Source organism: Micromonospora sp. DT41 (genome assembly GCF_049841715.1).
Taxonomy (GTDB): Bacteria; Actinomycetota; Actinomycetes; order Mycobacteriales; family Micromonosporaceae; genus Micromonospora; species Micromonospora profundi.
On record NZ_JBNCKU010000020.1, the window covers coordinates 70,839 to 92,644 of the forward strand.

The window sequence follows — 21,806 nt, forward strand, 5'->3', positions numbered from 1 at the left end:
GCAAGAAGGACTGGGAGTCCAAGGGCGGCGAGTACGGCTCGGACGAGTACGGCTCGGACAAGGGCTGGGAGTCCAAGGGCGGCGAGTACGGCTCCGACGAGTACGGCTCGGACAAGGGCTGGGAGTCCAAGGGCGGCGAGTACGGCGACCACGGCAAGGACGGCGGCTGGGAGCGCGAGCGCGAGTTCGTGTACTACGGCGAGGCCACTGTCGACAAGGACGCCAAGCCGGGTCGCTACGAGCTCAAGGGTTCGTGCGGCGAAGGTGAGCTCGTCGTCCTGCCCCACGGCGGGGTCGACGGTGGTGACGGTGGCGCCAGCACCGGTACCGACCGGGGCCTGGCCACCGGTGGCGCGAGCCTGCTCGGCGCTGCCGCGCTGGGCGGGATCGTTCTGATGCGTCGTCGGCGGACCGATGGTTCCCTCGTCTGACGTGACGATGGCACGGGCCGGCGGCCGTCACGGGAGACCGTGGCGTGCCGCCGGCGCGGCCGTCGTCGTCACAGTGGCCATGGTCGGCGCCGGAATGATCGGCGCCGCGCTGAAGACCACTCCCGCTCCCCGCCCACCGCAGCCGCTGGCCCAGGCCGGTCCCGAGACCACCGACGCCGACGTCCCCCGGCTCGACGGCGGGGAGTCCGCCGCGCGGGGCGACGTACCGGCGGGACTGAACCGGGCTACGCCGACAAGCATCGAGATCCCCCGGATCGGCGTCAACGCGACGATCATGCCGCTCGGCACGAACCCGGACGGCACCGTCCAGGTTCCCCCGTTGGAGCAGGCCGACCAGGCCGGCTGGTACGAGCCGGGCGTGAGCCCCGGCGAGACCGGCAACGCGGTGATCGTCGGTCACGTGGACTCGGCGCAGCTCGGCCCTGCCGTCTTCTTCGACCTGGGCTCCCTCGTTCCCGGCGACACGATCACGGTGCGTCGGGCTGACGGCCGGCCCGCCACCTTCAAGGTCGAGTCGGTGAAGTCGTACCCGAAGACGGCCTTTCCCACCGAACTCGTCTACGGGCCGAACGACAGGCCCGGCCTGCGGGTGGTGACCTGCGGCGGTCAGTTCGACGAGACCGTCAAGAGCTATCCGGACAACGTGGTGGCCTTCGCGACCCTTGTGGAGTGACCTGGGAGTGCGAAAACGGTCCGGCCGGTCGGGGTGACCCGACCGGCCGGACCGCGTCCGGCGTACCGACTCAGGCCGCGGCGCCGGAGGTCCGCACCAGCGTGCGGATCTGACGCAGCAGCACGGACAGTGCGGCGAGGTCCGCCCTCGACTCGTCGAACTCCCCCATCGCCTGGCGGGCACGGTGGATCGAGGTGGCGTTCGACTGCTCCCACTGGTGCACCCGCTCGTGCGGCGGCAGTTCGCCCGGGGTGGAGTCGAGCACCTCCGCGGTGAGTGCGGCCAGCGCGGCGTACAGGTCGTAGCGCAGCGCCATGCGGGCCAGCGTCTGCCACCGGTCCTCACGCGGCAGCAGGGAGATCTTCGACAGCAGCGAGTCCACCCGGAACAGGTCGGACAGCACGAAGTAGACCGATGCCACCTCGCCGACCTCCCGCCCGCTGCGGGTCGCGGTCTCCACCACGTCCAGCAGGCCGAAGCTGTACATCAGCCGGGTCGCCTGCTCGGCCAACTCGCGGGGCAGCCCACGCTTTGTCGACGAGTCGATGTGCTCGGCGATGGCCTGCCGCTCACTGCCGTAGAACAGATCCTCCAGCCCCGGCAGCAGGTCGGCCACCCCGGCACGCAGCCGCTTGATCTCGGCCGGCACGTCGATCGGCGAGCGCCGGTTGGTGACGAGCCACCGGACGGCGCGGTCGAGCAGCCGGCGGGTGTCCAGGTAGACGCTTGTCTGCAGCTCCGGGGAGACCTTGTTGTCCAGCGCCTCCACCGCGTCCCACAGCTCACGCAGCCCGAAGACCTCGCGGACCACCACGTACGCCCGGATCACGTCGGCGGCGTTCGCCGCGGTCTCCTCGACGACCCGGAAGACGAACGAGATCCCGCCCCGGTTGATCGCCTCGTTGACGAGCACCGTGGTGACGATCTCCCGGCGTAGCCGGTGCTGGTCCATCCGGTCGGCGAACCGCTCGCGCATCGGCGTCGGGAAGTAGTTGACCAGTACGCTGTTCGTCCACTCCTCGTCGGCCACGCCGTCGGCGAGGATCTCCCGTTCCAGGACGATCTTCACGTACGCCAGCAGCACCGCGAACTCCGGCGCGGTCAGCCCGGACTCGCCCCGTACCGCCAACTCCTCGTCCGGCGGCAACGCCTCCAGCGCCCGGTCCAGCCCGCCCGAGCGCTCCAGCTCGTTGATCATCCGGCGGTGCACCGGAAGCAGCGAGGCTGCCTGCGCCTGGGCGTTGTTGATCGCTCGAGCCTGGTCGTAGTTGTCCCGCAGCACCAGCTTGGCGACCTCGTCGGTCATCTGAGCCAGCAGCTCGTCCCGCTCGGCGGTGGTCAGCTCGCCGTCGGCGACAGCCGTGTTCAGCAGGATCTTGATGTTCACCTCGTGGTCGGAGGTGTCCACGCCGGCCGCGTTGTCGATGAAGTCGGTGTAGATCCGGCCACCGGTCAGCGCGTACTCGATGCGGCCGAGCTGGGTCCAGCCCAGGTTGCCGCCCTCGCCTGCCACCCGGCAGCGCAGGCTGCGCCCGTCCACCCGGATCGCGTCGTTGGACTTGTCGCCCACCTCCGCGTTGGTCTGCGTGGACGCCTTCACGTAGGTGCCGATGCCGCCGTTCCAGAACAGGTCCACCGGCGCGGTGACGATCGCCTTCATCAACTCCTGCGGCGACATCTGCGTGACGTCGTCGTCCAGGCCGAGCACCGCCCGGACCTGCGGCGTGATCGGGACGGACTTCGCGGTACGCGAGTAGACGCCGCCCCCTGCCGAGATCAGCTCCGCGTTGTAGTCCTCCCACGAGGACCGGGGCATGTCGAACAGCCGCCTGCGCTCGGCGTACGAGGTGGCCGCGTCCGGGTCGGGGTCGAGGAAGATGTGCCGGTGGTCGAACGCGGCGACCAGCCGGATGTGCTCGGAGAGCAGCATCCCGTTACCGAACACGTCACCTGACATGTCGCCGACGCCGACGACTGTGAAGTCCTGGGTCTGGGTGTCGTGGCCCAGCTCCCGGAAGTGCCGCTTCACCGACTCCCAGGCGCCCCGGGCGGTGATGCCCATCTTCTTGTGGTCGTAGCCTGCCGAACCACCGGAGGCGAACGCGTCACCCATCCAGAATTTGTGCGCCTTGGAGATCTCGTTGGCGATGTCGGAGAACGTCGCGGTGCCCTTGTCCGCCGCCACCACCAGGTACGGGTCGTCGCCGTCGTGCCGGACCACGTCCTCCGGCGGCACGATCTTCCCGCCGACGATGTTGTCGGTGACGTCGAGCATCGCGCCGACGAACTCCTGGTAGCAGGCGACAGCCTCGTCCCGATCGCCCGGCTTCTGCTTCAGCACGAAGCCGCCCTTGGCGCCCACCGGCACGATCACGGTGTTCTTCACCATCTGCGCCTTGACCAGGCCGAGCACCTCGGTACGGAAGTCCTCCCGACGGTCCGACCAGCGCAACCCGCCCCGGGCCACCGGCCCGAACCGCAGGTGCACACCCTCGAAGCGGGGCGAGTAGACGAAGATCTCGAACTTCGGCCGGGGCGCCGGCAGGTCCGGGATGGCCTGCGGGTCGAGCTTGAACGCCACGTACGCCTTCGGCCGCCCGTCGGCGCGCCTCTGGTAGAAGCTCGTCCGCAGGGTCGCCTCGATCACCGTCAGGTACGAGCGCAGGATCCGGTCCTGGTCGAGGCTCGCCACGTCGTCAAGGGCGGCCCGGATGGTCTCCACCAGCTCACCACTGCGCTGCTGACGCTGCTCACTGCTCTGCTCACCCGGCGCGAACCGGGTCTCGAACAGCTCCACCAACAGCGCGGCGATCTTCGGGTAGGCGATGAAGGTCTGCTCCATGTAGTCCTGCGAGAAGACCGTGCCGGCCTGCCGCAGGTACTTCGCGTACGCCCGCAGCACCACCACCTGCCGCCACGTCAGCCCGCCGCGCAGCACCAGCTCGTTGAACCGGTCCACCTCGGCCTCGCCACGCCACGCCGCCGCGAACGCGTTCTCCACGTGCGGGCGCACCTCGGACAGCTCGTGGTGCCCCTCGGGCAGCATGAGGCCGAAGTCGTACAGGTAGACCCGACCGTCGATGCGGTCCACCTCGTACGGGTGCTCGTCGACCACCCGTACGCCGAGCGAGTGCAGCACCGGCAGCACTGCGGAGAGCATCATCGGCTCCCCGTACCGGTAGACCTTGAACCGGACGTCCATGGTCTCGGCCAGGTCCGCGCCGGGCACACGGGTGCCCGGGCGGGGCGCCAACTGCTTGCGGAACAGGTGCATCTCCAGCTGGCCGGGCTCCTCCAGCAGCTCCAGCTTGGCCAGGTCCTTCATCGCCTCGTACGGCGTGTGCCCGTCCTTGTAGCCCTCCGGGAACGCGTCGGCGTACCTGGTGAACAGGTGCTTGGCCTGCTCGTCGCCGAGCTTGCGTTCCAGCACCAGCCGGTAGTCGTCGTCCCAGAGCCGTGTCGCGTCGGCCAATTCCTCGGCCAGCAGGTCGGCGTCGATGTCACCGGGCGGCCGGGTCGGGTCGGTACGGACGATGAAGTGCACCCGCGCCAGCATCGACTCGGTGACCCGGGTCGTGTAGTCCACCCCGACGCCGTTCAACTCGCGCAGCAGGATGTCCTGCATACGCAGCCGGTTCTGCGTGGTGAACCGGTCCCGCGGCAGGTAGATCAGGCAGGAGATGAACCGCCCGTACGCGTCGCGGCGCAGGAACACCCGCAGCTGCCGGCGACCCGCCATCCGCAGCACGCCGACCACCGCGTGGTACAGGTCGTCGGTCTTGATCTGGAACAGCTCGTCGCGCGGGTACGTCTCAAGGATCTGGAGCAGATCCTTGCCGGAGTGGCTGCGTTGGCTCAGGCCGGAGCGGTCCAGCACCTCGGCAACCTTGCGGCGCACCACGGGCAACTCCTGGACGCTGGTCCGGTACGCGGCGGTGGAGAACAGCCCCAGGAAGCGCCGCTCACCGATGACCTCGCCCGCCTCGTTGAAGATCTTGAAGCCGATGTAGTCCAGGTACGCCGAGCGGTGCACTGTGGCCCGCGAGTTGGCCTTGGTGATGATGAGCAGGCGCTTCTCCAGCACCTTCTCGTGCGCCTCGTGCGTCATCGACGCCAGCGACCGGGCTTCCGGCGAGTCCGAGCGCAGGATGCCCAGGCCGGTGCCGAGCACCGCCTCCAGCGCCTTGCCGTCGACCGGGTCCGAGGAACTCGCGTCCGGCACGTCCACCAGCCGGTACTCGCGATAGCCCAGGAAGGTGAAGTGGTCGTGGGCAAGCCAGCGCAGCAGCTCCACCGAGTCCGTGATGTCCTTCTCCGGCACCGGCGGGCGGTTCTCGGAGGTACGGGCCGAGGCCAGTTCGTCGGCGAGCGCGAGGGCACGCTGACGCATCTTCGGCCAGTCCTCCACGGCCTCCCGCACGTCGGTGAGCACCCTTTGCAGCTCACGACGCAGCCGGTCCCGCTCGTCGGCGTCCCGCACCGGGTCGATCTCGATCCGCATCCAGCTCTCGACGATGTCGCCGTCGATCGCGTCGTCCGGCTCCACGTCCGCGGAGACCTCGGTGAGGCGACCCAGCGGCTCCCGCCGGACCACCACCAGCGGGTGCACCAGCAGGTGCACGTCCAGGTGGTGAGAGTTGAGCAGCGCGGTGACCGAGTCGACCAGGAACGGCATGTCGTCGGTGACGATCTCGACGACCGTGTGGTGCTGGTCGGCGTGCGGCTCGTGGATCCGTAGCTTCAGCTCGCCGGGGACCCGCTGCTGGGCCAGGTCCCGGTGCGCCCGGGCCGCGTCCAGCATCTCCTCCGCCGTGAAGCCGACCAGCTCCTCGTCCGGGGCGAACCGCCAGAAACGGCCGACAAGGGTCGCCGCATCGTGGTCGTCCCCGGCGAGCGCGACGGCCTGGGCCACGAGGCGCTCCGCGTTGGGGACCGGTTCGTCGAGATCGGCGTCCTCCACGTCGTCGGCAAGCGCCTCCGGCGGCAGGCCCAGATCGTAGATGGTGTCGATGCTCGACCCGGTCAGCCCGGTGACTCCCGTGTCGAGCCGGCCGTAGCCGTCCCCGTCGGTCGCCGAATCGAAGCTGTCGTCCCGGCCGAAGTCGTCCTGCCGGAGGTCGGGTTCCGGTTTGATCGCCGGACGCCGGTCCATCGGTGCCACTCCCCTCGACCCACCGCGTTGTGGGTCACTCTCGCCCAGCCTAAGCCTGCCGCTCTGTTCCTCCATCGGCGGATCAAGGGCCGGACGTCCGGATCGGGACTCTGTCCTTTCACCCGTTGCGGGTCCGAGGTTGGCTGGGTCGTCGGATACCCCGCCGCGCGATGTTCATCACACCGGCGCGCTTCCTCTTTCCGCACGTCGGACCTCACACGGGACGCCTCGGACGGCGTCGCCGTACTACCGTGCAGGGCAGCCGAGACCGGAAGGACCCGCTCCATGACCTTGTCCTACCCCCGGCCCCACCGGGCGAATCACGCCCGCCGGGCGGTCGCCGCGCTCGCCGCGACCCTGCTCACCGCCGGTGGCCTGGTGGCCTGCTCCGGCGACGACGGGCCGCAGCGCAGCGTCGACGCCTTCCTCTCCGGGTGGCGCAACGGCGACCTCCAGGCCGTCGGGGTTGTCGACACGACCGGCGTCAAGCTGCCGGCAGCCGAGGTGACCCGCGAGATCAAGGAACTCTCCGGCGAGTTGGTCGGCAGCCCGCCGACGCTTACCCGCCGGGGCGAGCCGAAGGTCACCGCCGACATCGCGACCGCCCCCATCCGGGTGGAGTGGACCCTTCCGGGCGACGTCCGCTGGGCGTACGACCGGGAGGTGCGGCTCGTCAAGGGCGACGACGACCAGTGGCAGGTCATGTGGGAGCCCCGGGTGATGCACGAGCAGCTCACCAAGGGTGACCGGCTGGGGCTGCGCCGCGACACCGGTCCCCGCGCGGGGCTGCTGGACGCTGCCGGGCAGCCGATCGTGACACCTCGTACGGTGATCCGCGTCGGCGTGCAGCCAAACCAGGTCACCGACATCAAGAAGCTCGTCAAGGATCTGGACGCGGGCTTCAAGGCGATCCGTCCGGCCCTCGTCCCCGCCGTCGACCTGGCCGACCTGCCCGAGCGGGTGGCCAAGGCCGACCCGGGCGCCTTCGTCGAGGTGGTGACCCTGCGCGAAGAGGCGTACCGGCAGATCAAGCCCCGGATCTACGACCTGCCCGGCACCAAGTTCATTACCGACAAGCTCGACCTGGCACCGACCCGGGAGTTCGCCCGCGCGCTGCTCGGCACTGTCGACCCGGCACAGGCCGACGACCTCGCCGCGCACCCCGACCGGTACGTTGCCGGCGACCTCGTCGGGCACGGCGGCCTCCAGGGCCGCTACGACGAGCGGCTGCGCGGCGCGCCGGGGCTGACCGTAATGGTCGAACGCCCCGCCGAGGGCGGCAAGCTGGCCCCCACCGGCACCGAACTGTTCCAGCAGAAGCCGCAGCCCGGCCAGGCGCTGAAGACCACCCTGGACGTCGCCGTCCAGAACGCGGCCGACGGAGCGTTGCGCGCCCAGTCCCGCCGGTCCGCGCTCGTGGCCGTACGGATCAGTGACGGCGCGGTGCTCGCCGCCGCGAACGGCCCCGGACCGGCCGGCGAGAACCTGGCATTCGTCGCCCAGGTCCCGCCGGGCTCCACGTTCAAGATGGTCAGCACGCTCGGCCTGCTGAACCAGGGCGCGGTCACCCTGGACGGGCCGGTGGACTGCCCGAAGACCTTCACCGTCGACGGCCGGTCGTTCAAGAATTCGGACAACTTCGTGCTGGGCCAGGTGCCGTTCCGCACCAACTTCGCCAAGTCGTGCAACACGGCGTTCGCCTCGCTGGCCCCGAAGCTGGGCGGCGACGGGCTTGCCGCAGCCGGCCGCTCGCTGGGACTTGAGGGCCCCTGGGACCTCGGCACGGACGTCTTCACCGGCAAGGTGTCGACCGGCGGCAGCCAGGCCGAGCAGGCCGCCGCATCGTTCGGGCAGGGCACCACGCTTGTCAGCCCGCTGGCCATGGCCGGCGCCACCGCCGCCGTCGCCCGGGGCCGATTCGAGCAGCCGAAGCTGCTGCTCGACCCGGCACCCGCCAAACCGGCCCCGGCCGGCGAGCAACTCAAGCCGGAGTCGGTCGAGGCGCTGCGCACGATGATGCGCGAGGTGGTGACCGCCGGCACCGGCAGCGCCCTCAAGGACGTTCCAGGCGAGGTGTACGGCAAGACCGGCACCGCCGAGTACGACAACAACCCGGCCAACACGCACGCCTGGTTCGTCGGCTGGCGGGGAGACGTCGCGTTCGCCGTCTTCGTGGAGAAGGGCGGCGCCAGCACCTCTTCAGCCGTCCCGATCGCCGAGCGCTTCCTGCGCGCCCTACCTGCGACCTGAGCGCCGCAGCCCCATCGGGCGTGGCCAGGCAGCGCCAGGGGTGATCGACTCGGTTTCTTGGTAATCGCGGTGTCCCGCTAGCTCGGACACCCCGATTTCCAGGAACCCGAGTCGATCAACCGCCCGTGCCGACCGGCAACAGGTCAGGCAGTGTCGGCTTCGCGGCGGTTCGTGTGGTTTTGCTCGACTGGGGACGGCCTCCGCAGCAGCCCGGGACCAGCCGACGCGGGCGGGCCGACAGGTTCCCGCTCGGTTGAAGCCGGAGTGCCGGCCGGGTCGCTCGACACGACACCCGACGGCTCCCACCGGGCGACACTCCGCGTATCGAACGGCTCCGCCTGGACCGGAACCGGGACACCGCCCGGCACCTCGGCCCCCGACGGCTGGGCGTCGGAAGACCCGGTGTCGGCAGGCCCAGCACCGAACGGCTCAGCGCCGGCAGCACCAGCGGACGCAGCCCCGAAGGCCTCGGCCCCGATCCGCCCGGCGGACGCAGCAGCGACATGCTCGTCGCCGGCAGACCCGGCCGGCTCAACACCGGAGGAGCTGCCGAGAGCAGAACCCGCACCGGAGGACTCGACGCCGGCGGGTTCGACGCCGAAGGGCTCGACGCCGGCGGAATCGGCAGCTCCGGAACCAGGACCGGCGAACGCCGCATCAGCAGCGCCGACACCGCTGACGCTCGCCCCGCCAAGGCCCGTATCAACAGAGACCGCATCGGCAAGGCCCGCACGATCCGAGCGCTCCAACCGGTCCGCGAGACCCGCACGATCCGCACGATCCGCGAGACCCGCACGATCCGAGACACCCGCACGATCCGAGAGACCCGCACGGTCTGAGACACCCGCACGGTCGGAGCGGGCGTCGAGGTCTGCCGATCGGTTCTTGGTACGCCGGGGACCGGGTGCCGGCCGGGCGGACAGCAGCCGTGGCGGTGTCGCCTCCGGTGCGCTGACCGGGGCCAATCCGGCGACGACCGTGTTGACGATCTCGGCGGCGTACGAGCCGTCCGGGTCGTAGTCGGGGTCGAAGACTGTCAACTCGACGCCGAGGCAGTGTGGGGTGTCGACGAGACCGGCGAGGAGGATCTCCAACTCGGCGAAGGCGATGCCGCCCGGGTCCGGTGCGTCGACGGCGGGCATCACCGCGGGGTCGAGGACGTCCACGTCGATGTGCACCCAGTAGCCGGCGCAGTCGGCGAGTTGCTCGTGCGCCCACTGTGCTGTCCGGGCCGCGCCCTCGGCGCGCAGCGCCGGCACCGGGCGGGTGATGATGCCGGCGGCTTGCAGGTCGAGGCGGTATTCGTCCTGCGCCCGGATGCCGAGCACCACCACGTCGATGTCGCGGAAGTAGGGCCGGCGACCCTCCAGGGCGGCCAGGTCGGCCTGCCCGCGCCCGGTGACCAGTGCCAGATCCTCGCCGGCTGCCGCGCCGACGTAGGAGGCGTTGCCGGGGTGCCGGAAGTCGGAGTGCCCGTCCACGAAGACCAGCCCGATGTGGCCGCCGACGGCCTCACCGAGGCGGTGCATGGCCAGTGCGGAGCCGAGCAGTACCGAGCAGTCGCCGCCCAGCACGACGGGGAACTCGCCCCTGTCGATGATGGAGCCGATGCGCTCGGCGAGGGCCAGTGAGTAGTCGGCGATCTCCCGGGCGTGGCAGACGCCGTCGCCGGGCCGCCAGTCGCCGGGGTCGTACCGGGGCGGGGTGATGCAGCCGGCGTCGCGGGCCCGCAGCCGGGCGAGCAGGTCGTGGTCGCGAAGCGCCCCGGGCGCCTTGGTGCAACCCGGGACGGAGGTGGGGGTCGGCGGGCGCAGGCCCAGGTTCGTCGGCGCGTCGAGGACGGCGATCCGGCGCATCATGAGCTCCCGTCCCCGGTGGTCGGGCGGGCCGGCGGATCGCCGGCCCGCGCTGGCGTGCTACGAACTCGAACCCGTGCGTGGAACTCAGAACAGGGCGCTGGCCAGGGCCCGCCGGGCCGAGGCGACGGCCGGGTCGTCCGGGCCGGCGATGCTGAACAGGGACACGAGGTGCTGGCGGACGGTCTCGCGGTCCTCCCCGGCGGTGCGTCGGACGAGACCGACGAGCCGGGCATACGCCTGCTCGGCCAGGCCGCTGAGCACCTCGATGTCGGCGGCGAGCAGCTGAGCCGCGACGTCGTCGGGGGCGCTCTCGGCGGCGGCCAGCGCGGCGGCCGGGTCGGCGCCGGCGACCCGGCGGGCGACACCGACCTGGGCGAGGCCCGCCTCGGCCGCGGCGTCCGCCGGCGAGTCGGCCAGAATCTTGCGGTACGCCCGCTCGGCGGCGTCCAGGTCGCCGCTCATCAGCGCGTCGTCCGCCTCGTCGAGGCGCGGGTCCTCCGGCTCGGCGACTGTCACGCCACCGGCCTTGAGGACGGCCTGGAGCCACTGGCGGAGCTGGGCCTCGGGCACCACGCCGGAGAACGCGTCGATCGGCTGGCCGCCGACCACGGCGTACACCATGGGGATGCCCTGGACCCGGAACATCTGGGCGATCCGGGGGTTTTCCTGCACGTCTACCCGGGCGAGCGCCCAGGCGCCGCCGCTCTCGGCGGCCAGCCGTTCCAGTACGGGGGCGAACTCGTCGCTCTCCGGGAAACCTGCCGCGCCGAAGAAGACGACGACGGGCATGGTCATCGACCGTTCGAGCACCTCGGACTGGATTGTCGCCTCGGTGACGTCGACGATGAGGGCGTTACCACCGGCGGCCTGCGCGCCAGGGGTGCTGGCGGAGGGGCCGCCCTGCGGGGGTGTGCCGGGGCGGGTACTGGCTGGTGCGGGGCCGCGCAGCGTGCTGAGGTCGACCGCGCCGCGGGTGAAGATCGACGAGGTGATCCGTGGGTCGCTCATGGTTACCTAGTCTCGCACGCGAGCCGGCGTTCTCAGATCACCCGCAACTCCGACGTTGCAACTCTCACGCCCCACCCCTTCCCCCGCGATCTTGCACTTTCGGTCCCCTATACAGGCCTTATGCGGCATATGTCGAGGCAGCAACTGCAAGATCGCCGGGGTGGGGGGTTAGAAGCGGGCGGGCTCGCGGTAGATGCCCCACTCGGCGCGTAGGGCGTTGCAGATCTCGCCTAGCGTCGCTTCGGCGCGGACCGCGTCGAGCATGGCCGGGATCATGTTCTCGTCGGTGCGGCTGGCGTCGACCATGCGGGTGAGGGCCGCCGTGACCGCAGCGTCGTCCCTCGCGTTCTTGCGCTCGGCGAGCACCCGGCGCTGCTCCAGCTCCACCTCGTGCGAGATGCGCAGGATCTCCAACTCCTTGGTGACCGTGCCGGTGTGACAGTTGACCCCGACGATCTTCTTGTCGCCCTTTTCGAGAGCCTGCTGGTAGACGAAGGCGGACTCGGCGATGTGCCCCGTGAACCAGCCGTCCTCGATGCCACGCAGGATGCCGGAGGTCATCGGGCCGATCTGGTGCGGCCCCTCCCCACCGAGCTGCCGGATCCGGGCGAAGATCTCCTCCGCCTCGGCCTCGATCTTGTCGGTCAGCGCCTCGACGTACCAGGAACCGCCGAGCGGGTCGGCCACGTTGACGACACCGATCTCCTCCATCAGCACCTGCTGCGTACGCAGGGCGATCTCGGCGGACTCGTCGGTGGGCAGAGCCAGGGTCTCGTCAAGCGCGTTGGTGTGCAGCGAGTTGGTCCCGCCGAGCACCGCGGCGAGCGCCTCGACGGCGGTGCGTACCACGTTGTTGACCGGCTGCTGCGCGGTAAGCGACACCCCGGCGGTCTGCGTGTGGAACCGCAGCCAGAGGGCCTTCTCACTGGTCGCGCCGTACACGTCACGCAGCCAGCGGGCCCAGATGCGGCGGGCGGCGCGGAACTTCGCGATCTCCTCGAAGAAGTCCAGGTGCGAGTCGAAGAAGAAGCTCAGCCCTGGCGCGAAGACGTTCACGTCCAGGCCGCGCGACAGGCCCAGCTCGACGTACCCGAACCCGTCGGCGAGGGTGTACGCCAACTCCTGCGCGGCGGTCGAGCCGGCCTCGCGAATGTGGTAGCCGGAGACCGACAGCGGCTTGTAGCGCGGGATCTCGGCGGCGCAGTATTCCATCAGGTCGCCGATCAGGCGCAGGTGCGGCTCCGGGTCGAAGAGCCACTCCTTCTGCGCGATGTACTCCTTGAAGATGTCGGTCTGCAGCGTGCCGTCCAGCTTGGACAGATCGGCGCCCTGCCGCTCGGCGGCGACCAGGTACATGCAGAACACCGGCACGGCCGGGCCGGAGATGGTCATCGAGGTCGTGACGCCGGCCAGGTCGATGCCGTCGAAGAGCGCCTGCATGTCGGTGGCGGTGTCGATGGCGACGCCGCAGTGGCCGACCTCGCCGAGCGCCTGCGGGTCGTCGGAGTCGCGGCCCATCAGGGTCGGCATGTCGAATGCGACCGAAAGCCCACCGCCGCCGGCACCGAGGATCATCTTGTAGCGCTCGTTGGTCTGCTGGGCGTTGCCGAAGCCCGCGAACTGCCGGATCGTCCAGGTCCGCCCGCGGTAGCCGGTCGGATAGAGACCCCGGGTGTACGGGTATTCGCCGGGCCAGCCGATCCGCTCGAAGCCCGGGTAGGAGGTGCCTTCCGGCGGGCCGTATACCGGGTCGACAGGCATCCCGGAGAGGGTGGTGAAGTCGGCGTCCCGCTTGCGCGCGGAGTCGTACCGGGCCTGCCAGCGGGCCCGTCCGGCGGCGATCTCGTCAGCGTCCATGCGCGGAGCTCCTCCTCGAGTCCTCGTCCCACGGCGAGTGTAGATCGCCCTACTGAACGATCGCTAAGGAAACTCTTACCGGCTGGTAACTCGGCTGACGCCGCAGTTCACCAGCCCGACAGCAGCACAGGTTGTGCGGTTCCTGAGAGCGAGAGCGACACAGTGCCCATTGCCCTGCTGCGGGGGAGCGCAGATGATCCGGGCATGACCCAGACAGAACCCGAGACCGTCCCGACTCCTGCCCCGCTGGAGCGGGTGACCCACTGGATCGGTGGCCAGCGGGTCGCCGGCGTCGCCGAGCGGACGGCGCCGGTGTACGACCCGGCGCTGGGCACCGTCCGCGCGGAGGTCCCGTTGGCCTCCGTCGAGGAGGTGGACCGCGCCGTCGCCGCCGCCGCGACCGCGTTCGCGTCGTGGCGGACGTCCTCGCTGACCAAGCGCTCCCAGGTGCTGTTCGCGTTCCGGGAGCTGGTGAACCAGCACAAGCACGAACTGGCCGAGCTCATCACGGCCGAGCACGGCAAGGTCCTCTCCGATGCCCTCGGCGAGGTCTCCCGCGGCCTGGAGGTCGTCGAGTTCGCCTGCGGGATCCCGCACCTCCTCAAGGGAGGCCACTCCGAGGGCGTCTCCACGAACGTGGATGTCTACTCCATCCGCCAGCCCCTCGGCGTCTGCGCCATCATCTCGCCCTTCAACTTCCCGGTGATGGTTCCGATGTGGTTCATGCCCATCGCCATCGCGGCGGGCAACACAGTCGTCCTCAAGCCCAGCGAGAAGGACCCTTCCGCGTCTCTGCTCATCGCCCGCCTGTGGGAGCGGGCAGGCCTGCCCGCCGGCGTGTTCAACGTCGTCCACGGCGACAAGGTGGCCGTCGACCGGCTGCTGGAGCACCCCGAGGTCAAAGCGGTGTCGTTCGTCGGCTCCACCCCGATCGCCCGGTACGTGTACGAGACCGGCGCCCGCAACGGCAAGCGCGTCCAAGCCCTCGGCGGGGCGAAGAACCACATGGTGGTGCTGCCGGACGCCGACCTCGACCTCGCAGCGGACGCGGCGGTCAACGCGGGGTTCGGTTCCGCCGGAGAGCGGTGCATGGCCATCTCGGTCCTTGTGGTCGTCGAGCCCGTCGCCGACGAGTTGGTGACGCGGATCCGCGAGCGCATCGCCACGTTGAAGGTCGGTGACGGCCGGCGCTCCTGCGACATGGGGCCGCTGGTCACCAGGGAACACCGCGACCGCGTCGCGTCGTACCTCGATGCCGGCGTCGACGCTGGCGCCGAACTGGTGGTGGACGGTCGCGGCGTGCGGGCCGACGGCGACGAGGCCGGGTTCTGGCTCGGGCCGAGCCTGTTGGACCGGGTCTCCCTTGAGATGAGCGTCTACACCGACGAGATCTTCGGGCCGGTGCTGTCAGTCGTACGCGTGGGCAGCTACGCCGAGGCGCTCGCACTGGTCAACGCCAACCCCTACGGCAACGGGACCGCCATCTTCACGAACGACGGCGGCGCGGCACGGAGGTACCAGAACGAGGTCGAGGTCGGCATGGTCGGCATCAACGTCCCGATCCCGGTGCCGATGGCGTACTACTCGTTCGGCGGCTGGAAGGACAGCCTGTTCGGCGACTCCCACGCCCACGGCACCGAGGGGGTGCACTTCTTCACCCGCGGCAAGGTCATCACGTCCCGTTGGCTTGACCCCAGCCACGGCGGGATCAACCTCGGCTTCCCCGAGAACGACTGAGCATCGGTCCACCGGCGGGTACCGGCACCTCAGGCTCCGGCTGCCGCTCCCGGCTTGTTCAGCTCGATGTCGTCCACAGTGACGTTGACCTCGGTGACTGTCAGGCCGTACTTCTCCACTGCCTCGATCACCGCGGCCCGCACCGCCTCGGTCACGTCGGTCACGACGTGACCGGAGTCGATCACCAGGACCACGTTGACGACCGCCGAGCTGCCCTTCACGTCGGCCGAGACACCGCGGCGAGCGTCGCCCACCTCGTCGAGGCCGACCTTGTCCAGGATGGTGTTGAAGAAGCGGGCCACGTCACCACCGAGGTCGGCGACACCGGGCACCGAACGGGCTGCGGCTCCGGCGATCTTCTCCACGACCTCGTCGGAAACCGACGTGACGCCCCGGGCAGCGCCCGTTGCGGCCGGAACTCCACCGGCGTTCTCCACCGCGTCCGTCATGATCGCTTCTCCCCTGGTCCCGACGCATTGTGGACCGACCGGTTCGCCAGCCCGCTGCGTGGCAGCCGCACTTCCGGCCACGCGCCGCGAGCCTACTAAAGTCGGAGCGACGGTCGTCTCTGGGCGGTCAGCGAGCGAGTTGGGCGAGCAACTCGTCCGCCGCCGCGTACGGATCGAGGCTGCCCTCGGCCACCTGGGCGGCGAGCGTCGGCAGCTGCGTACCGTCGCGCAGGGAACCGATCCGCGCGCGGAGGACGCCGAGCGCGATGGCCTCGATCTCGGCGGCGGCCCGCGCCTCCTGCCGGCGGCGCAGCTCGCCGTGCTCGACAAGCCAGCCGCGGTGCTTGTCGATGGCGGCGGCGATGTCGTCGATGCCCTCGGCCCGGGCTGCGATCGCGCGGACGACCTGCGGCCGCCACTGCCCCGGTCCACGTTCACCGAGGGCGATCATGCCCTGGATGTCGCGGACTGTGGCGTCGACGCCGTCCCGGTCTGCCTTGTTGACGACGAAGACGTCGGCGATCTCCAGGATGCCGGCCTTGACCGCCTGGATGGCGTCACCCATGCCCGGCGCCAGCAGCACGAGCGTGGTGTCGGCAAGCGAGGCGACCTCCACCTCGGCCTGTCCGACGCCGACGGTCTCGACGAGCACCACGTCGCAGCCCGCGCCCTCAAGCACCCGGACCGCCTGCGGCGTCGCCGCCGACAGCCCACCGAGGTGCCCACGGCTGGACATCGACCGGATGTAGACGCCCGGATCGGTGGCGTGGTCCTGCATGCGTACGCGGTCGCCGAGGATCGCCCCGCCGGTGAACGGGCTGGACGGGTCGACAGCAAGCACGCCGACCCGGTGGCCGCGTGCCCGCAGCGCGCGGACCAGCTCGTTGGTGGTGGTCGACTTGCCCACCCCCGGGGAGCCCGTCAAACCGACAACCTGGGCCTGCCCGGCGTACGGCGTGAGCGCGGCGGCGATCTCCGGCAGCAGCGCGTCGCCGTTCTCCACCAGGGTGATCAGCCGGGCCACAGCGCGGGGGTCACCCGTGCGGGCCCGCTCGACAAGCTGCGGTACGTCCCGGCTGCGGCGCACCGACGTGGTGACCGCCGCCGCCGGCACGTTGTCGACCGATTCGCTCACTGTGCCATCTTCGTCGACTGCCGCGGGACCCGCGAAGCGGGCTTCCTCGTCGGGCTCACTTGTCGGCCGCTGCGTTTCCCGGCACGTGGATGATCAGCGCGTCGCCCTGGCCGCCGCCACCGCAGAGCGCCGCCGCGCCGGTGCCGCCACCGCGCCGCTTCAGCTCCAGCGCGAGGGTGAGGACGAGCCGCGCGCCGGACATGCCGATCGGGTGGCCCAGCGCGATAGCGCCGCCGTTGACGTTGACCTTGTCCGCGCTGATGCCGAGGTCACGGCTGGACTGGATACCTACCTGCGCGAACGCCTCGTTGATCTCGATGAGGTCCAGGTCGTCCACGCTCAGCCCGCCCTTCTTCAGGGCGTGGTTGATCGCGTTGGACGGCTGGGAGTGCAGGGAGTTGTCCGGACCGGCCACGTTGCCGTGCGCGCCGATCTCGGCCAGCCAGGTCAGCCCCAGCTCGCTGGCCTTTGCCTTGCTCATGACGACCACTGCCGCCGCGCCGTCGGAGATCGGCGAGGAGCTGCCTGCGGTGATGGTGCCGTCCTTGGTGAACGCGGGACGCAGCTTGGCCAGCGACTCGGCGGTGGTGTCCGGGCGGATGCCCTCGTCGTCGCTGATCACCAGCGGGTCACCCTTACGCTGCGGGATCACCACCGGGGTGATCTCCTCGGCGAAGTGGCCGTTCTTCTGCGCGGCGGCGGCCCGCTGGTGGCTGGCGGCGGCGAAGGCGTCCTGCTCCTCGCGGGAGATGCCGTGCTTCGTGCCGAGCCGCTCGGTCGACTCGCCCATCGAGCAGCAGTCCCAGGCGTCGCTGAGCCCGTCGTGGGCCATGTGGTCCTTGATCACCACGTCGCCGTACTTGTAGCCGGAGCGCTGGCCCAGCAGCAGGTGCGGGGCGTTCGTCATCGACTCCATGCCGCCGGCCACCACGATGTCGAACTCGCCGGCCCGGATGAGCTGGTCGGCGAGGGCGATCGCGTCCAGGCCGGAGAGGCAGACCTTGTTGATCGTCAGCGCCGGCACCGACATCGGTACGCCCGCCTCGACCGCCGCCTGCCGCGCCGGGATCTGACCGGCGCCGGCCTGGAGCACCTGCCCCATGATCACGTACTGGACCTGGTCCGGGCTGACACCGGCCCGCTCCAGGGCCGCCTTGATCGCGATCCCGCCGAGCTTCGTGGCCGGGAGGTCCTTGAGGTTGCCGAGCAGCCGCCCCATGGGGGTGCGCGCGCCGCTGACGATCACCGAAGCCATGCCTGCCTCCGAGGGGGGTGCCGAGCTGTACGCCTGAACGATGGTTCGGTCAGACTAGCGCCATGGCAGAGAACTCCCCCGTCGAGCCCGGTGCGGACTACGTCACAGACATCGGGCTTCGCAAGATCGACCACGTCGGCATCGCCGTGCACGACCTCGACGCCGCGATCGACTTCTACGAGCGGACGTTCGGGATGCGGTGCGTGCACACCGAGACGAACACCGAGCAGGGCGTCCGAGAGGCGATGCTGGCCGTCGGACCGACGACCGACGGCGGCTGCGTGCAGCTGCTCGCCCCGCTCAGCCCCGAGTCGACGATCGCCAAGTTCCTCGACCGCAGCGGGCCGGGCGTGCAGCAGGTCGCGTACACGGTTGTCGACATCGACGCGGCCTGTGCGGCGCTGCGCGCCCGGGGGATGCGGCTGCTCTACGACGCCCCGCGGCGAGGCACTGCGGACTCCCGGATCAACTTCGTGCACCCCAAGGACGCGGGCGGCGTACTCGTCGAACTCGTCGAACCCGCAGCCACCACCACCCACTAACGCCTGGCCCGGCCCGGCCCGGCCCGGCCTCGCCTCGCCTCGCAAGATCGCAAGATCGCACTACATCACTGATGTAGTTGCCTCCGGGGCCGCGCAGGCCACTACATCACTGATGTAGTGGCCTGCGCCCGCGTGCGCCCCTACCCCTCGCGTCGGGCCCGCACCCCAGGTCCAGGCCCTCGCGAGCACGTCGGTGCGCGGTTCGCGGGATCGTCGGACACCTTCACGCATCGGCCGATGCAGTTTTTCACAGAAGGCTTCCCGCCCTAGCTACCGTTCAGTAACGTCCCGGCCCACAGGAGCGCGAAGGGTGCCGGATGTGTCGAATGACGACATGGCGGTCGTGCCCACCGGCGCCGACGATGGCAGCACCCGGGCCCGTGCGGGTGCGGACGAACCGGAGGTCACCGTGCAGGACATCCTCGAAGCGATCATGGCAGCGGAGGAATCAAACGATCCGGACCGCGAGCTCGCCGGCGTTGCCGGTCTGCCCGTGCCGGAGAGCTACCGGGGCGTGGTCGTCCGCGCCGAGGAAGCCCGGATGTTCGAGGGCATGGCCACCCGGGACAAGGACCCTCGCAAGGCACTGCACGTGCAGGAGGTGCCGACGCCGGAACTCGGGCCGGGCGAGGCGCTGATCGCGGTGATGGCCAGCGCGATCAACTACAACACGGTGTGGACGAGCATCTTCGAGCCGCTGCCCACCTTCAAGTTCCTCCAGCGCTACGGCCGGATCTCCGAGTTGACCCGCCGGCACGACCTCCCGTACCACGTGGTCGGCTCGGACGCGGCCGGCGTGGTGCTGCGCACCGGGCCCGGCGTGACCCGCTGGGCGGCCGGCGACGAGGTCGTCGCGCACTGCCTCTCGGTCGAGCTGGAGGACGCGGCCGGGCACGACGACACGATGCTCGATCCGCAGCAGCGGATCTGGGGCTTCGAGACCAACTTCGGTGGGCTGGCCGAAATGGCCGTGGTCAAGGCCAACCAGCTGATGCCGAAGCCGCGTCACCTGAGCTGGGAAGAGGCGGCCAGCCCCGGTCTGGTCAACTCCACCGCGTACCGGCAGCTCGTCTCGCACCACGGCGCCAACATGAAGCAGGGCGACGTGGTCCTGATCTGGGGTGCCTCCGGCGGCCTCGGCGGGTACGCCACCCAGATGGCGCTCAACGGCGGCGCGATCCCGGTCTGCGTGGTCTCCTCCCCGGAGAAGGCCGAGCTGTGCCGGAAGATGGGCGCCGAGCTGGTCATCGACCGCACCGCCGAGGGGTTCCGGTTCTGGAAGGACGAGCAGACCCAGGACCAGGACGAGTGGCGCCGCTTCGGTGAGCGCATCCGCGAGCTGACCGGCGGCGAGGACCCGGACATCGTCTTCGAGCACCCGGGCCGGGAGACGTTCGGCGCCAGCGTCTACGTCGCCAAGAAGGGCGGCACGATCGTCACCTGCGCCTCCACGAGCGGCTACAACCACCAGTACGACAACCGCTACCTGTGGATGCACCTCAAGCGGATCGTCGGCAGCCACTTCGCCAACTACCACGAGGCGTGGCAGGCCAACCGCCTCGTCGCGCTCGGCAAGGTGCACCCGACGGTGTCCCGCACCTACCCGCTGGAGCAGACCGGCCAGGCGGCGTACGAGGTGCATCGCAACGCCCACCAGGGCAAGGTCGGCGTGCGCTGCCTCGCACCCGCCGACGGGCTCGGCGTCCGCGACGGGGAAATGCGCGCCCGGCACGAGGAGGCGATCAACCGGTTCCGGGGGCAGTGAGGGGCGACCCCGCGACGGGACGCCGACCGGGCCACCGGTCGAGTCGCCGGCCGGATGGACGAGGACCGGATGACCAATGCGGTGATCGGCCATTGTTCTTCCGCCCCCATTAGCGGGATGCCGTTCCGCATCGAACAAAGGGCCACCGGGCGTACCGGTGGCCCTTTTTCTCCTCACGCTGCGTGGCGTCCGTCCCGCCCGGGACCTGCCAAGATCGCCCATTGGTCCGACCTCGCCGAGCAGGTGAGTTGACCATGTAAAGAGGACACGAAAGCTCCGCACCGCTCTTGCGAAGCACCCTGGGGCGTCTGCCAGTATGTCCCAATGCCCCAGCAGCAGTCCTCCCCTCTCGCGTTCTTCGATAACGCGAACTCGCAGCCAGATTTCACCGTTGGCCTGCGCGGATACAACACTCACCAGGTCGATGACTTCATCGGCCGGATGACGGCCGCGCTGACCCAGTCCGAGCAGGCCCGCGCCGAGGCCGAGCAGCGGATGAACGACGCCCAGCGTCGCCTCCGCCAGGCCGAGCAGCGCATGAGTGCCCTTGAGCAGAAGCTCACGGACACGAACAAGCAGCTCGAAGAGAACAGCCGGCCCACGCTGTCGGGCCTCGGCACCCGTGTCGAGCAGATCCTGCGGCTCGCCGAGGAGCAGGCCAACGACCACCGCAACGAGGCCAAGCGCGAGTCGGAGGGCATCCTCTCCGCCGCACGCCTCGAGGCCCGCGAGATCACGGACAAGGCCCGCGCCGAGGCCGCCGCGATGAAGGCCAGCGCCGAGCGCGAGGCCGGAAACCTGCGCACCGCCGCCGAGCGCGAGGCCGCCGAGGTACGGGTGCAGGCCCGCCGTGAGGCCGACACGCTGCGCGCCGACGCGGACCGCGAGACCAAGCAGCTGCGTACGGTCACCGCGCACGAGGTGGCCGAGCTGAAGTCGACTGTCGAGCGCGAGGTTGCCACCCTCCGGGCCACCGCCGAGCGGGAGATCACCCAGCAGCGGGCCAAGGCCGCCCGCGAGGCCGAGGAGAAGCGCGCCGAGGCCACCAAGCTGCTCACCGACGCGCGGGACAAGCGCGACAAGGACCTCCAAGCCCTGGAGCTTCAGCTGGCCGAGCGGCGCGAGAAGGCCGAGCGCGAGGAGTCCGAGCGGCACGCCGCGCAGGTCGCGCAGACCCAGAAGCTGGTGAGCGAGGCCGAGCAGCGCGCCCGGGCCGCGCAGGAGCGCGCCAAGGAGATCGAGCAGCGCGCCGAGGCCCGCCGGGTCGAGTCGGAGCGCCACGCCAACGAGACGATCGACAAGGCCAAGGCGCACTCCGAGAAGACGCTCAACGAGGCCAAGGCCGAGTCGCAGCGCCTGCTCACCGAGGCCCGCACCGAGGCCGAGCTGACCACCCAGGCCGCCCGCCGCGAGGTCGAGGACCTCACCCGGCAGAAGGACGCCGTCACCTCGCAGCTCGGTCAGATGCTCTCCGGGCTCGCCGGCATCGTTCCCGGCGTACCGGCGGCTGCCGCTCCGGCGGCCAAGCCGGAGGCGAAGAAGGCCGATGGCGGTCAGGAGCGGGTGACTGCGGAGACCGCTGGCTGACGCGAGGCGTCAGGGCGGGGCATCGACGGCGCGAGGTGACACCGGGTAACCGGTGTGACCTCGCGCCGTGTGCGTTTCCCACCCA

12 protein-coding genes and 2 pseudogenes are annotated in these 21,806 nt (G+C 70.5%); 7 read left to right on the forward strand and 7 right to left on the reverse strand.

Annotated elements, in window-relative coordinates:
• Together ACLQ23_RS27845 and ACLQ23_RS27850 are read left to right on the forward strand one after the other, a co-directional pair.
• A pseudogene (locus tag ACLQ23_RS27845) lies at nt 1–431 on the forward strand (hypothetical protein); the annotation flags it as partial.
• Between the two features lies 1 nt (nt 432).
• Nucleotides 433–1,125 carry a class F sortase gene (locus ACLQ23_RS27850; RefSeq protein WP_355593810.1) on the forward strand — a complete coding sequence of 231 codons (693 nt, stop codon included), beginning with the start codon at nt 433–435 and terminating at the stop codon, nt 1,123–1,125.
• Nucleotides 1,126–1,195: 70 nt separating this feature from the next.
• Here the strand turns inward: ACLQ23_RS27850 and ACLQ23_RS27855 are convergent, their stop codons facing one another.
• Nucleotides 1,196–6,277: an NAD-glutamate dehydrogenase gene (locus tag ACLQ23_RS27855; protein WP_355593808.1), complete on the reverse strand. Its 5,082-nt coding sequence runs from the start codon at nt 6,275–6,277 to the stop codon at nt 1,196–1,198.
• 285 nt (nt 6,278–6,562) lie between these two features.
• On the opposite strand from ACLQ23_RS27855, the gene ACLQ23_RS27860 reads away from it, so the two are divergent.
• Nucleotides 6,563–8,527, forward strand: a complete 1,965-nt coding sequence (locus ACLQ23_RS27860) for a penicillin-binding transpeptidase domain-containing protein (protein ID WP_355593806.1) — start codon at nt 6,563–6,565, stop codon at nt 8,525–8,527.
• Between the two features lie 898 nt (nt 8,528–9,425).
• Here ACLQ23_RS27860 and ACLQ23_RS27865 read toward each other — a convergent pair.
• The 3 genes and pseudogenes from ACLQ23_RS27865 to ACLQ23_RS27875 all read right to left on the reverse strand — a co-directional run.
• Nucleotides 9,426–10,386, reverse strand: a pseudogene (locus tag ACLQ23_RS27865) (arginase family protein); the annotation flags it as partial.
• An 84-nt stretch (nt 10,387–10,470) separates the two neighbouring features.
• Nucleotides 10,471–11,394 (reverse strand): tetratricopeptide repeat protein, encoded by a 924-nt coding sequence (locus ACLQ23_RS27870; RefSeq protein ID WP_355593804.1) that lies wholly within the window; start codon nt 11,392–11,394, stop codon nt 10,471–10,473.
• A gap of 168 nt (nt 11,395–11,562) precedes the next feature.
• Nucleotides 11,563–13,251, reverse strand: a complete 1,689-nt coding sequence (locus ACLQ23_RS27875; protein WP_355593802.1) for an acyl-CoA mutase large subunit family protein — start codon at nt 13,249–13,251, stop codon at nt 11,563–11,565.
• 204 nt (nt 13,252–13,455) lie between these two features.
• Here ACLQ23_RS27875 and ACLQ23_RS27880 point away from each other — a divergent pair, with 204 nt between their 5' ends.
• Entirely contained in the window at nt 13,456–14,988 is a 1,533-nt protein-coding gene (locus tag ACLQ23_RS27880) for a CoA-acylating methylmalonate-semialdehyde dehydrogenase (RefSeq protein ID WP_425735723.1), read from the forward strand.
• Between the two features lie 29 nt (nt 14,989–15,017).
• Here ACLQ23_RS27880 and ACLQ23_RS27885 read toward each other — a convergent pair whose 3' ends face one another.
• The 3 genes from ACLQ23_RS27885 to ACLQ23_RS27895 form a co-directional block, all read right to left on the reverse strand.
• Nucleotides 15,018–15,437, reverse strand: a complete 420-nt coding sequence (locus ACLQ23_RS27885) for an Asp23/Gls24 family envelope stress response protein (protein ID WP_355593800.1) — start codon at nt 15,435–15,437, stop codon at nt 15,018–15,020.
• Between the two features lie 127 nt (nt 15,438–15,564).
• Nucleotides 15,565–16,572 (reverse strand): methylmalonyl Co-A mutase-associated GTPase MeaB, encoded by a 1,008-nt coding sequence (gene meaB / locus ACLQ23_RS27890; RefSeq protein ID WP_355593798.1) that lies wholly within the window; start codon nt 16,570–16,572, stop codon nt 15,565–15,567.
• Nucleotides 16,573–16,627: 55 nt separating this feature from the next.
• Nucleotides 16,628–17,827 carry an acetyl-CoA C-acetyltransferase gene (locus ACLQ23_RS27895; RefSeq protein WP_355593796.1) on the reverse strand — a complete coding sequence of 400 codons (1,200 nt, stop codon included), beginning with the start codon at nt 17,825–17,827 and terminating at the stop codon, nt 16,628–16,630.
• Nucleotides 17,828–17,889: 62 nt separating this feature from the next.
• Here ACLQ23_RS27895 and mce point away from each other — a divergent pair, with 62 nt between their 5' ends.
• From mce to ACLQ23_RS27910, 3 genes are all read left to right on the forward strand, one after another.
• Nucleotides 17,890–18,369, forward strand: a complete 480-nt coding sequence (gene mce, locus ACLQ23_RS27900; protein ID WP_355593794.1) for a methylmalonyl-CoA epimerase — start codon at nt 17,890–17,892, stop codon at nt 18,367–18,369.
• Between the two features lie 409 nt (nt 18,370–18,778).
• Nucleotides 18,779–20,134 (forward strand): crotonyl-CoA carboxylase/reductase, encoded by a 1,356-nt coding sequence (gene ccrA, locus ACLQ23_RS27905; protein ID WP_355594004.1) that lies wholly within the window; start codon nt 18,779–18,781, stop codon nt 20,132–20,134.
• A 324-nt stretch (nt 20,135–20,458) separates the two neighbouring features.
• Complete coding sequence (locus tag ACLQ23_RS27910; protein WP_053653121.1) at nt 20,459–21,721, forward strand: cell division protein DivIVA; 1,263 nt, start codon at nt 20,459–20,461, stop codon at nt 21,719–21,721.
• The last annotated feature ends 85 nt before the right edge of the window (nt 21,722–21,806 follow it).

Coding starts and splice junctions, on each gene's coding strand:
- ACLQ23_RS27895 (WP_355593796.1), bottom strand. CDS start 17,827: ATGGCTTCGGTGATCGTCAGCGGCGCGCGCACCCCCATGGGGCGGCTG.
- ACLQ23_RS27885 (WP_355593800.1), bottom strand. CDS start 15,437: ATGACGGACGCGGTGGAGAACGCCGGTGGAGTTCCGGCCGCAACGGGC.
- ACLQ23_RS27875 (WP_355593802.1), bottom strand. CDS start 13,251: ATGGACGCTGACGAGATCGCCGCCGGACGGGCCCGCTGGCAGGCCCGG.
- ACLQ23_RS27870 (WP_355593804.1), bottom strand. CDS start 11,394: ATGAGCGACCCACGGATCACCTCGTCGATCTTCACCCGCGGCGCGGTC.
- ACLQ23_RS27910 (WP_053653121.1), top strand. CDS start 20,459: ATGCCCCAGCAGCAGTCCTCCCCTCTCGCGTTCTTCGATAACGCGAAC.
- ACLQ23_RS27855 (WP_355593808.1), bottom strand. CDS start 6,277: ATGGACCGGCGTCCGGCGATCAAACCGGAACCCGACCTCCGGCAGGAC.
- mce (WP_355593794.1), top strand. CDS start 17,890: ATGGCAGAGAACTCCCCCGTCGAGCCCGGTGCGGACTACGTCACAGAC.
- ACLQ23_RS27880 (WP_425735723.1), top strand. CDS start 13,456: ATGACCCAGACAGAACCCGAGACCGTCCCGACTCCTGCCCCGCTGGAG.
- ACLQ23_RS27860 (WP_355593806.1), top strand. CDS start 6,563: ATGACCTTGTCCTACCCCCGGCCCCACCGGGCGAATCACGCCCGCCGG.